Origin of the sequence: Mesorhizobium sp. M0496, from assembly GCF_040321205.1 — a bacterium.
Lineage (GTDB): Bacteria > Pseudomonadota > Alphaproteobacteria > Rhizobiales > Rhizobiaceae > Mesorhizobium.
Genome location: NZ_JAMYRC010000005.1, coordinates 72,573 through 87,131, shown reverse-complemented (window position 1 = coordinate 87,131; position 14,559 = coordinate 72,573). Strand labels below are relative to the sequence as shown.

General features: G+C 63.3%; 14 protein-coding genes and 1 tRNA gene. 5 read left to right on the top strand and 10 right to left on the bottom strand.

Features of this window, described 5'->3' with window-relative positions; genetic code table 11:
- Positions 1–131 precede the first annotated feature (131 nt).
- The 6 genes from NKI73_RS07455 to NKI73_RS07430 form a co-directional block, all read right to left on the bottom strand.
- The gene (locus NKI73_RS07455) at positions 132–587 is read right to left on the bottom strand and encodes a hypothetical protein (protein ID WP_352628220.1); all 456 of its coding nucleotides are present in this window, start codon (positions 585–587) and stop codon (positions 132–134) included.
- Positions 588–656: 69 nt separating this feature from the next.
- On the bottom strand, positions 657–1,658 hold the full coding sequence (locus tag NKI73_RS07450) for an Ldh family oxidoreductase (protein WP_352628218.1): 1,002 nt from the start codon (positions 1,656–1,658) through the stop codon (positions 657–659).
- 88 nt (positions 1,659–1,746) lie between these two features.
- Positions 1,747–2,556, bottom strand: a complete 810-nt coding sequence (locus NKI73_RS07445; protein ID WP_352628217.1) for an ABC transporter permease — start codon at positions 2,554–2,556, stop codon at positions 1,747–1,749.
- The gene (locus NKI73_RS07440) at positions 2,556–3,269 is read right to left on the bottom strand and encodes an ABC transporter permease (protein WP_352628365.1); all 714 of its coding nucleotides are present in this window, start codon (positions 3,267–3,269) and stop codon (positions 2,556–2,558) included. Before NKI73_RS07440 ends, NKI73_RS07445 begins: the two co-directional genes overlap by 1 nt.
- Positions 3,270–3,427: 158 nt before the next feature.
- Positions 3,428–4,228, bottom strand: coding sequence for a transporter substrate-binding domain-containing protein (locus tag NKI73_RS07435; protein WP_352628216.1), 801 nt, complete (start codon positions 4,226–4,228; stop codon positions 3,428–3,430).
- Between the two features lie 53 nt (positions 4,229–4,281).
- The gene (locus NKI73_RS07430; RefSeq protein ID WP_352628364.1) at positions 4,282–5,097 is read right to left on the bottom strand and encodes an ABC transporter ATP-binding protein; all 816 of its coding nucleotides are present in this window, start codon (positions 5,095–5,097) and stop codon (positions 4,282–4,284) included.
- Positions 5,098–5,340: 243 nt separating this feature from the next.
- On the opposite strand from NKI73_RS07430, the gene NKI73_RS07425 reads away from it, so the two are divergent.
- The 3 genes from NKI73_RS07425 to NKI73_RS07415 all read left to right on the top strand — a co-directional run bounded on the left by NKI73_RS07425 (position 5,341) and on the right by NKI73_RS07415 (position 8,733).
- Positions 5,341–6,189 (top strand): dimethylarginine dimethylaminohydrolase family protein, encoded by an 849-nt coding sequence (locus NKI73_RS07425; RefSeq protein ID WP_352628362.1) that lies wholly within the window; start codon positions 5,341–5,343, stop codon positions 6,187–6,189.
- The gene (locus NKI73_RS07420; RefSeq protein ID WP_352628215.1) at positions 6,186–7,835 is read left to right on the top strand and encodes a 5-guanidino-2-oxopentanoate decarboxylase; all 1,650 of its coding nucleotides are present in this window, start codon (positions 6,186–6,188) and stop codon (positions 7,833–7,835) included. Before NKI73_RS07425 ends, NKI73_RS07420 begins: the two co-directional genes overlap by 4 nt.
- A gap of 190 nt (positions 7,836–8,025) precedes the next feature.
- On the top strand, positions 8,026–8,733 hold the full coding sequence (locus tag NKI73_RS07415) for an SDR family NAD(P)-dependent oxidoreductase (protein WP_352628214.1): 708 nt from the start codon (positions 8,026–8,028) through the stop codon (positions 8,731–8,733).
- An 83-nt stretch (positions 8,734–8,816) separates the two neighbouring features.
- Here the strand turns inward: NKI73_RS07415 and rpsA are convergent, their stop codons facing one another.
- From rpsA to aroA, 3 genes are all read right to left on the bottom strand, one after another.
- Positions 8,817–10,514, bottom strand: a complete 1,698-nt coding sequence (gene rpsA / locus NKI73_RS07410) for a 30S ribosomal protein S1 (protein WP_013528183.1) — start codon at positions 10,512–10,514, stop codon at positions 8,817–8,819.
- Positions 10,515–10,722: 208 nt separating this feature from the next.
- A complete protein-coding gene (cmk, locus tag NKI73_RS07405) occupies positions 10,723–11,373 on the bottom strand; it encodes a (d)CMP kinase (protein ID WP_352628360.1) in 651 nt (216 codons plus the stop codon).
- Between the two features lie 274 nt (positions 11,374–11,647).
- Positions 11,648–13,006 (bottom strand): 3-phosphoshikimate 1-carboxyvinyltransferase, encoded by a 1,359-nt coding sequence (gene aroA, locus NKI73_RS07400; RefSeq protein WP_352628213.1) that lies wholly within the window; start codon positions 13,004–13,006, stop codon positions 11,648–11,650.
- A gap of 207 nt (positions 13,007–13,213) precedes the next feature.
- On the opposite strand from aroA, the gene NKI73_RS07395 reads away from it, so the two are divergent.
- Both NKI73_RS07395 and NKI73_RS07390 read left to right on the top strand, forming a co-directional pair.
- On the top strand, positions 13,214–13,603 hold the full coding sequence (locus NKI73_RS07395) for a TIGR02300 family protein (RefSeq protein ID WP_013528180.1): 390 nt from the start codon (positions 13,214–13,216) through the stop codon (positions 13,601–13,603).
- Positions 13,604–13,775: 172 nt separating this feature from the next.
- Positions 13,776–13,851 (top strand) — tRNA-Ala (locus NKI73_RS07390).
- Positions 13,852–14,002: 151 nt separating this feature from the next.
- Here the strand turns inward: NKI73_RS07390 and NKI73_RS07385 are convergent.
- On the bottom strand, positions 14,003–14,503 hold the full coding sequence (locus NKI73_RS07385) for a DUF6985 domain-containing protein (protein ID WP_352628212.1): 501 nt from the start codon (positions 14,501–14,503) through the stop codon (positions 14,003–14,005).
- Between the last annotated feature and the right edge of the window lie 56 nt (positions 14,504–14,559).

Genomic DNA, 14,559 nt, shown 5'->3' with positions numbered 1-14,559 from the left:
AAAAGTTGACCTAAATAAGAAAGTTTCAGCATTGCGCAGGCGAAACGCAGAAAACCCCGCCGAAGCGGGGTTTTCCGGGTGACATCCATGCGAAGTCAGGGGCCGACGGAGCGGCCTGACCTGAGACGGTATCAGGAGGGCGTGAAGCAAGTACGCCCACCCCAGCCCTGAACATCCGACATGGTGCCGCCGACCTTCTTGCAGGCCGCGACAAAATCGGCGCTGCAGTTGGCGAATTTTGCATGGCCGTTCTTGCAGTAATGATCCTCGGTGGCGCCGCCGTTCGGGGCGGTGATGACGCCAGGGCTGGACGGCTTGACCGGCGCGGCCTTCAGGCTGGCTGCCTGCGTGGCGCCCATGAACGAGCCAAGAAGAAGGACGGCGGTCAGCATGGTGATCTTGGTGTTGGTCATGACAATTTCCTTTTGATTTGGGTTGAGTTTTCCGAGGCGCAAAGGATGATCCTTTGCGTGAAACAGGCTTCGCTTTTCGGTTTGCTGCTTCCCTCGGTGTGGATCGGGCAAGCTCGCCTTGCCCTGGACAAAGGTGGGTCGCAGCAGGGCGCGGAAAGGTTCAGCGGCGCGCAAAGAAAATCGCGCCGCGCCGCGCCTCAGACGGGCAGATCTGAGATAACTATCTGATGTCTAACGGTTTATTCAGGAAGAATAGCGGGCGGCGAATTCGGAGATGCGCTGCACTACGGCCTTGGACGCGGTGATGCCCCGCGCTTGCGCCTTCTCGGCGGCTTCGGCGCGGGCACGGCCGGGCACATGCACGCCGAAGCGCCGCCGCAGCCGGTCGAGCTGGTCCTTCATCCGCTGCTCGAAATCCGGATCGAGCAGCTTGGGCTCGACTGCAAGCACGAACAGCCCCGTGCCGGGGCTGTCCGGTCCGCCGCTGAACCACGGCGCGTCGAGCGACCAGTTGGCACCTGACAGGCCCGCCGCCAGCACTTCGACCATCAGCGCGATGTTGGCGCCGCGCTGGCCGCCGAAGGCAAGCATGGCACCCTTCATGGCGGCGGCAGGATCGGTGGTCGGGTTGCCGCTGGCGTCCAGCGCCCAGCCTTCGGGGATTGTCTTGCCGTCCTCGGCCGCCTTGCGGATATTGACGAAAGCGGTGGCGCTGGACGACTGGTCGATGACCAGCGGCGCGCCGTCGGCAGCGGGCGCGGCGAACGACATCGGGTTGGTGCAGTAGACCGGCTTGACGGAGCCCGAGCCAGCAAGCACGGCCGGCCCATTGGTGGCGGCGAACGACACCAGCCCTTGTGCTGCCAGCCGGCCGGTGAAATAGCCGAGCGCGCCGCACGTATAGGCGTTTTTCTGCGAGAAGATGGCGACGCCGAACAGTCTTGCCGCCTTGGCGAGGTCGTCGATGGTGCGGTCGAAGCCGGTATGCGCCAGCCCGCCGCGCGCATCGGAGAGGTAGATCGCCAACGCCGGCCGGGTGATCACCGGATCTGCGTTGCCGTCGATGCGTCCGGCTTCCAGCGCCTCGAGGTAATCGATGAAATGCGAAAACCCGACGGAGGAAAGCCCTTCCGACTCGGCGGCGATGATCGAAGCGGTGAGCGATTGTGCCGCTTCCTCATTGGCGCCGGCGCCAAGTGCCGCCATCCGGCACAGTCCTTTTGCCTGGTCGAGACTGAGTTGCATCACAATGAGTTCCTGGGCGAATAGCGAACAGCGAGTAGCGGAAATAGCGGAAATATCGAGTGCTTACTATTCGCTATTCGCTAACTCACTAGCCGATCTTGTTCGGGATGCGCGCTTCGATCTTGCTGAAGGCGAAGACCAGAATACCGGTGATCGTCATGTAGATCAGCGCCAGCAGCAGCAAGGGTTCGTAGGTGAGGTAGGTATCCTGCCGCACCTTGGACGAAACGGCGAAGATGTCGATGACGCTGATCGTCGCCACCAGCGGTGTCGACTTCAATTGCAGCACGGTCTCGCCGGTCAGCGTCGGCAGCGCACGGTAGATGGCTTGTGGCAGCCAGATGCGCCGGAATGCCTTCCAGCGGCTCATGCCGAAGGCTCGGGCGGCTTCGAGTTGCCCCTTCGGCACGCCGGCAAAGGCGCCGCGCATCACTTCACCTTCGTAACCGGCGAAAGACAAGGTCAACGCCAGCACGCCATAGGGCCATGCTTGCCGCAGATACGGCCACATCCAGGATCCACGGATCCACGGATATTGCGGGAACAGCGAACCCAGGCCGTAATAGAGCAGCCACAGCTGGATCAGCAGCGGCGTGCCCCGGATCACCGTGCAGAACACCTTGGCGGGCGCGGCGAACCAGAAGGAGCCTGTGGCCTGCGCCAGCCCGAGCGGCACGGCGAGCAGGAAGCCCAGCACACAGGTGACAGCCAGGATCCACAGCGAGCGCCAGATGCCAATCAAGCCCATTTCATAATATTGCGGCAGCCAGTCCCAGCGCATGAAAAAGGCCGCCGACAGAACCAGGCCGAGTGCGATCAGGATCAGCACGATGCGGTGCGGCTGCAGCCACAGCGACGTTCGCGCGACGACGTTGATGATGGCCGCCTCGTTAGCCATCAGCGCGCCTCCTTCAGCGAAGGCATGCCACGCCGCGACCAGGCCTCGACCCGGCCGATGAGGAGGTTCGAGAACAGTGACAACAGCAGATAGAGCACGCCCGCGGCGAAAAAGAAGGTGAAATAGGCCTTTGTGACGCCCGCGGCCTGCCGCGTTGCCAGCGCCAGTTCGTAGAAACCGACGACCGCCAGCAGCGCGGTGTCCTTGGTGGCGATCAGCCAGAGATTGGCGAGGCCCGGTATGGCGAAGGGCAGCATTGCCGGCAAGGTGATGCGCCGCAAAAGCAGGCCGGGAGACATTCCATAGGCGCGAGCGGCTTCAATTTGGCCCTGCGGAATGGCCAGGATCGCGCCGCGTATCACCTCGGTCGAATAGGCGCCCTGGACAAAGCCGAGCACGGCGATGCCGGCGGCGAGGCCGCTGACGTCGACGCGCTGATAGCCCATGGCCGTCAGCGCCTGATTGATCAGGTCGGTACCGGCATAATAGAGCAGCAGGATCAGCACCAGTTCGGGCACGGCGCGCACGATGGTGGTGTAGACCGCCAGCAGATCGCGCACCACCGGACCGCCATAGAGCTTGCCATAGGCACCGCCGGTGCCGATCAAGAGACCGAGGCATGTAGCGCCCAGCGCGATCTCGATCGAATGGAGCAGTCCAACCAAAAGAGTCCCGCCCCAGCCCGGCGGGTAGGGCGAGAGAAGTTCGGTGATGCCGGCCGCGGAGGCCGAAAGAAGTGCGTCGATCAGCGTTGCCCCCGAAGTGCTGGCTCTAACCGCCGACGGCTACGTCGGCGGCAAACATGCCTGGGAAAGATCGGGCAGGAGGGGCATGGCGGTGACGCCATGCCCCTCGGCGCATGCGAGGATTGTCAGTTCGACTGCGCGCCGCCGCCGCCGTAAATGTCAAAATCGAAGTACTTCTTCGATATCTCGTCGTATTTGCCGTTGGCGCGGATCGCCTTGATGCCGGCGTTGATCTTGTCCTTCAACTCGGTGTCTTCCTTGCGCACGCCGGCACCGACGCCCGGTCCGAGCACTTCATCGTCCGGAGCCACCATGCCCTTCAGATCGCAGCAGGCTTTGCCCTGGTCCGATTTGAGGAATTCGCCAAGCGCGATGGAATCGGCCTGCACCGCGTCGAGGCGGCCGGCCGCAAGATCGTTGTTGGCTTCGTCCTGGGTCTGGTATTCCTTGATCTCGGAAGCGGTGCTGCCAAAGTGCTTCTTGGCGTAGACGGCATGCACCGTCGAAACCTGCACGCCGACCACTTTGCCCTTGAGGTCTTCCGGCGTGGAGCCGAATTTCTGGTCCTTCGGGCCGATGATCGCGGTCGGGGTGTTATAGTACTTGTCCGAGAAGTCGATCGTCTTCTCGCGTTCGGCGGTGATCGACATCGAGGAGACGATGAGGTCGATCTTCTTGGTCGTCAGCGCCGGAATGATGCCGTCCCAGGCAACGGGCGTGATGACGCAGTCGAGCTTCTCTTCGGCGCAGACGGCGTCGATGAACTCGATTTCCCAGCCGACCCACTTGCCCGATGCATCCGGCGAGGTGAAGGGCGGATAGGGCTCGGCGGCGACACCGATCTTGACCGGATCGGCCTTGGCCACGCCCATGGCGGCGACGCCGAGCAGCAGCGCTGCGGCGAATGTCTTCAGAACAGTCTTCATTTCATGACTCCCAGTCTGTTGTTGGTTCCCGGTTTTCTTCCGTCCCGGCTTTCCTAGCCGATGTTGCGGATGAACTGCTTCAGCCTTTCGGATTTCGGTGCACCGAAGATTTGCTCCGGCGGCCCCTCTTCCTCGACCAGCCCGTTGTAGAGGTAGACGACATGGGTCGCGACCTCGCGGGCAAACTTCATCTCATGGGTGACCAGCACCATGGTGCGGCCTTCGCGCGCCAAGTCGCCGATCACCTTCAGTACCTCTCCGACCAGCTCAGGGTCGAGCGCCGAGGTCGGCTCATCGAACAGCATGACGCGCGGATTGATGGCGAGCGCACGGGCGATCGCGGCGCGCTGCTGCTGGCCACCCGACAGATAGGCCGGATAGACGTCGCGCTTTTCGGCCAGCCCGACGCGGGCGAGCAGCTTTTCGGCCTCTGCGATCGCCACATCGCGCTTGACGCCAAGCACATGCACCGGAACCTCGATGACGTTTTCGATCAGCGTCATGTGGCTCCATAGGTTGAAGTTCTGGAACACCATGCCGAGCTTGGAACGGATGCGCTCGATCTGCTTGCGGTCGGCCGGAACCGTGTGGCCGTGGCTGTCGGCCTTGAGCTTGATCTCCTCGCCATTGACGCGGATGATGCCGCTGGTCGGATTTTCCAGGCAGTTGATGCAGCGCAGCAGCGTCGACTTGCCTGAGCCGGAGCCGCCGATGATGGCAATGACCTCGCCATCGCGCGCCGACAGCGAGACGCCCTTCAGCACATGCAACTCGCCGAACCTCTTGTGCAGGTTCTCGACATGGATGGCTTCGGCGGCGCCGTCCTGCGCCGTGTGTTTCAATGCGGGTGCTGCGCCTTGCGCTATCATCCCGGATGCGGCGCTAGTAGCCGTCATCCCTTCGACGCTCCGCGGAGCGGTAGAGTCGGTCGCTGCTGGTATTTTTTACCCATTACCCGTCACTGACAGAGTTCCCATTCTCAGGATGGACCGTTCCGCTTGCCTCCGTCAACCATGGTTTTTGGACTATTGATCACAGCCTGCTGTAGTGGTTAGTGGCGGCAACGGACGTTTCGGGAGAATTGAGTGGGCAAATCATACGGGTCGCAGTCCATGGCCGGACCCCTGAAACGCGTTCTGATGCGGTCCGCCGCCAGCGCCATGCGCCATGCCAGGGCACAGGAATGGCACTATGGTTCGGGTTTCGATCCACAAAAGGCCGCAGCCCAGCATCAGCAGTTGACCAGCATGGTCGCGGCTTCCGGCGCCGAGATCGAATGGTTGACGGATGCCGATGACGGGCTGGCCGATTCCGTCTTCACCCATGATCCGTCGCTGATGACCGATCATGGCGCGATCATTCTTGCCATGGGCAAAGCGTTGCGCCGGGTCGAGCCCGGCCTGCATGAGGCAGCCTATGAGCGCATGGGCATTCCCATTCTCGGGCGCATCGATGATCCGGGCCAGGTGGAAGGCGGCGACTGCGTCTGGGTCGATGCAACCACGCTGGCCATCGGCCGTGGCGTGCGCACCAACCAGGACGGCATCCAGCAGCTTTCGAACCTGCTTTCGCCCAAGGGCATTTCGGTTTTTGGCTTCGACCTGCCGCTTTGGCACGGCGAGGAAGCCTGCCTGCACCTGATGTCGGTGATCAGTCCGCTCGCCGACGATCTGGCGCTGGTCTATGCGCCCTTGCTGCCGGCCGCCTTCTACCAGATGCTGCGGGCGCGCGGCATCAAGCTGGTCGAGGGTGATGCCGACGAGTTCTTCGCTTCCAACGGGCTCAGTCTCAACGTGCTGCCGACCGCGCCGCGCCAGGTCATTGCCGTTGCCGGTTTTCCCAGGACAGCGGCAGCCATGCAGGCGGCCGGCTGCGCGGTCTCCACGTTCGAGGCGGATGCGCTCTGCATCGCCTGCGAGGGCGGCCCGACCTGCCTGACGCGCCCGGTGCTGCGCCAATGACCACCACTGGGACCACCATCGGAACCACCACTGGGACCACCATCGGAACCACCACTGGGACCAACATTGGGACGACTGTCGGCGAGGCGCTCATTTCGCTGCTCGAAGCCCATGGCGTCGACACGGTCTTCGGCATTCCCGGTGTGCACACGGTCGAACTCTACCGGGGACTGGCGCGCTCGAAGATCCGCCATGTCACGCCGCGTCACGAACAGGGCGCCGGCTTCATGGCCGATGGCTATGCGCGCGCCAGCGGCAGGCCGGGTGTCGCCTTCGTCATCACCGGACCGGGGCTCACCAACACCATCACCGCCATGGGACAGGCGCGTGCCGATTCAGTGCCGATGCTGGTTATCTCAGGCGTCAACGCCATGCCGACGCTGGGCAAGGGCCTGGGCCATCTGCACGAGTTGCCGGACCAGCGGGGCATGATGGAGAAAGTGGCGCTGTTTTCGCAGCGCGTTACCGAGGCCAGCGAATTGCCCGGTGCCCTGGCGCAGGCCTTCGCCCTGTTTTCGTCGGCCCGGCCCGGCCCGGTGCATATCGAAATCCCGACCGACGTCATGGTCAAGCCGGCGAACAGCATCGCCGCCATGCTGAGCAATGCAGCGCCGCCCGCGCCGGATGGTGCCGCAATTGCCAGCGCAGCCAAACTCGTCACCGCCGCGCGCCGCCCGCTGATCCTGGTTGGCGGCGGCGCCAAACGTGCCGAAGCGCCGTTGCGGCGTCTGGCCGAACGGCTGGGAGCGCCGGTCGTCCAGACCGCCAATGCGCGCGGCCTGCTGCATGGGCATCCGCTTTGCGTGCCGGCCAGCCCCAGCCTGAAGGCAGTGCGGGCGCTGATGGCCGGCGCCGACCTTGTCATTGCCGCCGGCACCGAATTCGGCCCGACCGACTATGACGGCTACAGCGATGGCGGCTTCGTCCTGCCCGCCAATCTGATCCGCATCGATATCGGCGCGGACCAGCTTGCCCGCCGCCCGGCGACGGTTTCGATCCAGGCCGATTGCGCCGAGGCGCTCGAAGCGCTGCTCCCGCAAATCAGCCATGTCCCGGCAAGCGGGGGCGGCTCGTCGCGTGCCGCCGCCACGCGGGAAGCGGCCTTTGCCGAACTCAGTCCGACCCTGCGGGGGCAGGTGCGCGCCGTCGAGATGATCCGCGACGCTTTGCCGGGCGCGTTCATCGTCGGGGATTCGACGCAGCCGATCTATGCCGCCAACCTCTATTATGACCATGACCGGCCAGGCGGCTGGTTCAATGCCGCCACTGGATTCGGGGCGCTCGGCTATGGCCCGCCGGCGGCGATCGGCGCAGCTCTTGCGGTGCCCGAGGCGCCGGTCGTCTGCCTCACGGGTGACGGCGGCTTTCAGTTCACGCTGCCGGAACTGGGCGCTGCGCTCGATGCCCGGGTGCCCGTCATCTTCGTCGTCTGGAACAATCGCGGCTATCGCGAGATCGAAACCTCGATGCTCGATGTCGGCGTCGAGCCAGTCGGCGTGTCGCCGGCGCCGCCGGATTTCTGCAAGCTGGCTGAGGCCTATGGCATCGGCGCCGAACGGCTTACCGATATCGACGCTCTGGCGGACGCGCTGAAACGCGCCCGGGCAACCGGACTGCCGCGCGTCATCGAAATCACGGTTGACTGAACATCGGCGGCGCGTGCTTCCCGTCTCGGCCGGCATGATCCCACGGCTGACCGGTGGGCGGACGCATGCAAAGACGCGACAACTGCCATGTCGAGATTGCAGTTGAGTGATGGCGCGAAAGGCGCGACGCTTCGCGTCGGCGCGGCAGAAGAAACGACCTAACGATAAAAAAATGACAGGAGCGGCCAAGATGACGGAAACCCTTGAAGGCAAGCATATCGTCGTGACCGGCGGAACCGGTGCACTCGGCGGTGCGGTTGTCGGCAAACTGCTGAGTGACGGCGCGATCTGCCATGTGCCCAATGCCCATGCCGCCGCACCAGCACATTTCCCTTTCACCGCGCATGACCGTGTCAAGCTGGTGCACAATGTCGATCTCTCGGACTCCGCCAAGGTCGAGGCCTTCTACAGTCAGGTTCCAGGCCTGTGGGGCTCGATCCACCTGGCCGGTGGCTTCACCGGGGCGCCGGTGGAGAAGATCGAGTCGGCGTCCTTTGCCGAGATGATGGACACCAATGCACGCACCGCCTTCCTGTGCTGTCGTGCGGCGGTGCGCTCGATGCTGGCGTCAGACACGGCAGGCCGCATCGTCAATATCGCTGCACGGGCGGCATTGGAGCCGCGCAAGGGCGCGGGCTCGGTCGCCTACGCGGCCAGCAAGGCGGCGGTGGCAGCGATGACGGTGGCGATGGCCGAGGAGCTGAAGCACAGGGGCATCCTGGTCAATGCCGTGGCTCCGTCGACGCTCGACACGCCGGCAAACCGCGCCGATATGCCGGATGCCGATGTCACCAGATGGGTTAGCCTCGAAGCCGCCGCCGAAGCCATCGCCTACCTTGCCTCGCCGGCCAATCAGGCGATGAGCGGCACGCTGGTGCCGCTTTATGGCCGGGCGTAACCTTCCGACCTTTCACGTCGGTCAAGAAAAACCCCGCCGGATCGCTCCGGCGGGGTTTTGTTTTCGAGCCTGTGCGAAGGGGCTTAGCTGCCCTGCTTCTTCAGCGCGGCACCCAGGATGTCGCCCAGCGAAGCGCCGGAGTCGGTCGAGCCGTACTGAGCGACGGCTTCCTTCTCTTCTGCGATTTCCAGCGCCTTGATCGAGACCTGCAGCTTGCGGGTCTTCTTGTCGAAGGCGATGACGCGGGCGTCGACCTTCTGGCCGACGGTGAAGCGCTCGGGGCGCTGCTCGTCGCGATCGCGGCTCAGATCGGAGCGCTTGATGAAGGTTTCGATGCCGCTGTCGACCAGCCGCACTTCCAGACCGCCATCCTTCACGCCGATGACTTCACAGGTGACGACCGCGTTCTTGCGCAGTTCGCCTGAAGTCGCCGCTTCGCCGACCGTATCCTTGGCCAGCTGCTTGATGCCGAGCGAGATGCGCTCCTTGTCGATGTCGACGTCGAGCACCTGCGCCTTGACCATGTCGCCGCGATTGTACTCTTCGATGACCTGCTCGCCCGGACGCGTCCAGTCGAGGTCGGAAAGGTGCACCATGCCGTCCACGTCGCCTTCGAGGCCGATGAACAGGCCGAACTCGGTCTTGTTCTTGACCTCGCCCTCGACCTGGCTGCCGACCGGATGGCTCGAGGCGAAAGCCTGCCACGGATTCTCAAGCGTCTGCTTGAGGCCGAGCGAGATGCGGCGCTTGGCCGGATCGACCTCGAGCACCACAACGTCGACTTCCTGGGTCGTCGACAGGATCTTGCCGGGATGCACGTTCTTCTTCGTCCACGACATTTCCGAAACGTGGATGAGACCTTCGATGCCCGGCTCCAGCTCGACGAATGCGCCGTAGTCGGTGATGTTGGTGACGGTACCCTTGATCTTCTTGCCGATCGGGAACTTGGTGCCGATCTCGGACCACGGATCGCTCTCGAGCTGCTTCATGCCGAGCGAGATACGGTGGGTTTCCTGGTTGATGCGGATGATCTGCACCTTGACCGTCTGACCGATGTTGAGGATTTCGGTCGGATGGTTGACGCGGCGCCATGCCATGTCGGTGACATGCAGCAGGCCGTCGATGCCGCCGAGGTCGACGAACGCACCGTAATCGGTGATGTTCTTGACGACGCCTTCGACAACCTGGCCTTCTTCGAGGTTCTGCACGATTTCCGAACGCTGTTCGGCGCGGCTTTCCTCGAGCACGGTGCGGCGCGACACCACGATGTTGCCGCGGCGGCGATCCATCTTGAGGATCTCGAAGGGCTGCGGGTTGTGCATCAGCGGCGAGACGTCGCGGATCGGGCGGATATCGACTTGGCTGCGCGGCAGGAAGGCCACGGCGCCGTCGAGGTCGACGGTGAAGCCGCCCTTGACCTGGTTGAAGATGACGCCTTCGACGCGCTCACCCTTGGTGAACTTCTCTTCGAGACGGACCCAGCTCTCTTCGCGGCGGGCCTTCTCACGGGAAAGCATCGCTTCGCCAAGCGCGTTTTCGATGCGCTCGACATAGACTTCGACGGTGTCACCGACCTTGAGGGTGGTGTCCTTGCCCTTGACGCCGAATTCCTTCAGCGGCACGCGGCCTTCGACCTTGAGGCCGACGTCGATGATGGCCATGTCCTTTTCGATCGCGGTGATCGTGCCCTTGACGACCTGGCCTTCGCCGGAATGGCCTGTGGTAAATGATTCTTCGAGCAGGCTCGCGAAATCATCGCGAGTGGGATTTGCAGCTGACATTGTTTCTCCTGGAATGTCCCGCATCTCAAGCGGGACGGGCGCCGTGGGTTAGCGTTGCGTTAGCCTGCCGGCGTTCCGGGCTACAAAAGCCCTGGGCCGCTCTTTAAGCGGCAATTCCGGCGCATGAAGAATGCTGGCAGGCTGGTTCGTGCCCGATATGGGTGTCTTCTTCGCCTCCGACAACGGAAACGCGAGGGAAAAACCCGGATCAGGCTTTGTCTCTCTTGGCCAGCACGTCGTCGATGATCGCCTTGGCTGCAAGAAACGCGGCTTCTATAGCCATTTCGCTGGTATCAAGCAAGTGCGCGTCGGCGGCCGGCTTCAACGGCGAGTCGGCGCGGCCCATGTCGCGCTCGTCGCGGCGCACGATATCGGCGAGGATTTCGGTAAAGTCAGCGGTGCCGCCGATGCTCTCGATCTCGGCCAACCGCCGCTGCGCCCGCACCTCGGCGCTCGCTGTCACATAGAGTTTGATGTCGGCGTCGGGGCAGACGACGGTGCCGATGTCGCGCCCGTCAAGCACAGCGCCGGGGGGTGTCTGGGCGAAGTCGCGCTGCTTTTCGACCAGGATGCGTCGCACGGTCGGGAACACCGCGACCTTCGAGGCCGCCTCGCCAACCGCATGCGCCGACAGAACCGCCCGGTCGAGCTTCGCCAGATCGACCTGGCGGGCAGCGGTTTCGGCCGCCGAGACATTGTCTAGCGGCAGCGCGTGCTGGAGCAATGCATAGGCCACGGCGCGATAGGTGAGACCGGTGTCGAGCAGGTTCAGCCGGTAATGGTCGGCGAGCCGGCGGGCAAGGGTGCCCTTGCCGGCGCCGGCGGGCCCGTCGATGGCGATGGTGAAGGGGATGCTCATTGGCTGGCCGCCGCGATCGAAAGGCGCGATGAAAAAGACAAGCGCCGCGATCCTTCCCACCCCCCTCTGTCCTGCCGGACATCTCCCCCGCAAGGGGGGAGATTGGCGGCTTTGGCGCTCCGCTCAATTCTGCTGCGTTGACTATTGGCGAGAGCCGCGATTACGACTGATATCCCCCCTGGCGGGGGAGATATCCGGCAGGACAGAGGGAGGTGCTGTCCCGCCGACATCTCTGTTAGAGCGCAATCTCCAACGCTAGCGATTGCCATGAACGTCACCCGATCTCCGCGCCCAGCCCAGTCATCAGCCCCATGAACTCGGGAAAGCTGGTCGCGATCATCGCTTGGTCATCAATAGTCACCGGCTTTTCCGTCGCCAGGCCCATCACCAGAAAGCTCATGGCTATGCGGTGGTCGAGATGGGTCTGCACCGTCGTGTCCTGGCCGTTGGGATGGCCGCCCAGCCCCTTGCCGCCCGGTTTGCCGCGCACGGCAAGCGAAGCTTCGCCCTCGGTGCAGTCGACGCCGTTGAGCTTGAGCCCATTGGCGACGGCCGACAGCCGGTCGGATTCTTTCACCCGCAACTCTTCCAGCCCCTGCATCAGCGTTTCGCCCTCGGCGAAGCTGGCAGCGACCGCAAGCACGGGGTACTCGTCAATCATCGACGGCGCCCGCTCGGGCGGCACAATGACGCCCTTCAGTTCGGAGTAACGCACGCGCAGATCGGCGACATCCTCGCCGCCGGCGTTGCGCGGGTTCAAGATGTCGATCTTGCCGCCCATTTCCTGCAGCGTCAGCAAAAGCCCGGTGCGGGTCGGGTTCATCAGCACGTTTTCGATTGTTATGTCCGATCCCGGCACGATCAGTGCGGCCACCAGCGGGAAACCGGCCGAGGACGGGTCGCCCGGCACTGCGATGGTCTGGCCGGTCAGCTTGCCCTGGCCCTCGATGAAGATGTGGCGCACGCCGCGCTCGTCGGTCTCGACCGAGAGATTGGCGCCGAAGCCTTTCAGCATCTTTTCGGTGTGGTCGCGCGTCATGACAGGTTCGATGACGGTCGTGATGCCCGGCGTGTTGAGACCGGCGAGCAGCACCGCCGACTTGACCTGTGCCGATGCCATCGGCACACGGTAGGTGATCGGTGCGGCATGCTTAGGCCCATGCAGCGTGATCGGCATGCGGTCGCCCGGTGTCGCCTTCAGCACCTGCACGCCCATCTGGCGCAAGGGTTCGAGCACCCGGCCCATCGGCCGGCCGGACAGCGAGGCGTCGCCGATAAAGGTCGTTTCCATGTCATAGGTGCCGACCAGGCCCATGGTGAGCCGCGAGCCGGTGCCGGCATTGCCGAAATCGAGCGGGCCTTCCGGCTGCAGCAGCGCGCCGTTGCCGGTGCCGCGGATTACCCACTCCGCGCCGCGTTTTTCTATATGTGCGCCCATCGCCTTCATGGCAGCGCCCGTGCGCATCACGTCCTCGCCTTCGAGCAGGCCGGTGATGCGGGTCTCGCCGGAGGCGAGGCCGCCGAACATGAAGGAGCGGTGCGAGATCGACTTGTCGCCCGGCACGCGGGCCGTGCCGGAAAGCGCTGATGATCTGCGGGCGGTGGCCGACTTTGGGGCGGCGGCGTGAGACATGGAATTTCCCTGGACGAAATGCCGGCGGGCCGGCGTTTTTCATTTGTTGCGGCGGTCTCGTATCACGGCGGGCCGAAATGGTCATCCCCCGTGGTCATCCCCTGACGCGAGGCCTTTCAATGCATGGTTTTGTGACGCCGGCTTTTCGCTTTGACAGCGCTGCAAACTGTGGTTAAGGGGACCACTCTTTTATTGACGAGGCTTGCCGTGGCAAAAACCGAACTTGGCACAAAACGTATCGACCCGGAGACGGGCCGAAAATTCTACGACCTGAACAAGGACCCGATCGTCTCGCCCTACACTGGCAAGACCTATCCGCGTTCCTATTTCGAGGAAGGCAAGATTGCCGCTCTCGAGGAGGAAGAGGAAGTGGCCGAGAAGGAAGTGGACGCCGAGGAAGAAGAAGGCGTTGAGGTCGTCTCGCTCGAAGAGGCCGACGAGGACGTCAAGGGCGACGACCTGCCGGATCTCGGCGACGACGAGGACGACGTCGATCTCGGCGACGACGAGGATGACACTTTCCTTGCCGACGAAGAGGAAGAAGACGACGACGTTGCCGACATGATCGGCGTCGGCGACGATGACGATGAGGTCTGATCGGCCTTGAAAGCGGGCGTTTGCAGGCTTTCGTAGCCTGCGAAGAAAAAGCGGCTCTCGAAGGCTTGATATTGACGAAAGGCGGGGTTAGAAGCCGCCTGCACTAACGGCGCGGTCTCCAACCCGCGCCGGATCTCTTCGCCGGAAACGGCGCCGGTTGACTGCCGGAAGTGGGGCCATAGCTCAGTTGGGAGAGCGCTTGAATGGCATTCAAGAGGTCGTCGGTTCGATCCCGATTGGCTCCACCAAACAGTCCCTCTAGACCTAGGCTGGCGACGGCATGAACCTGTCAGCCGTGCTTCGAATTTCCCGTGACAATGTCCCGCGAAAGGCCTGCATCGCCCGCGCGTTCTGCATTGCCATTTCCATCGAGCGTCATTGGCATCTTTATGGCGCTGCTCAGCTTTCTGGAGCCCGCGTCGTATAATCCGGGTTGGATGCCTTATAGACAATGTCCCGCAAACTATCGTCGGCAAAGGCGTTGGCGTTCGTCGCATGGCCATCGAAGCTGCCGGCCTTGTTCAGCATCGCGCCGTTGCGCCATACCAGCAGCAGACCGTGCTCTTCCTCCCAGCCGCATTCGGCTTCCAGAAAAACATAGTGATTGGCGTCATCGTCGTAGCCCGGCCAGATGCCAAGCACATTGGGATGGACAAAGGACCAGATATCCTCGGGCTTTTCGGGCACTCCCATTTCCTCGTCCATCCAATCTTCTCCGCCTACTGTTTCCCGGAAATCCTGATAGTAGGCATAGACGTGCCGGCTGTCCTTTAACCGATCGTCGGATGTGAGCGTCAGGAAGGTATTGAGGGCAGCGGCGGCTCGCTGATCGGCCGGGTCGTAGTCATCATCATCAAACTCGATCTCCATATTATCGAAATAGGGGATCTTGAGCTTCACGTTCTTTCCTCCAACTGTGCGTGGAGATTGCCAGCAGTCTCGCAAATGCTCAAGCC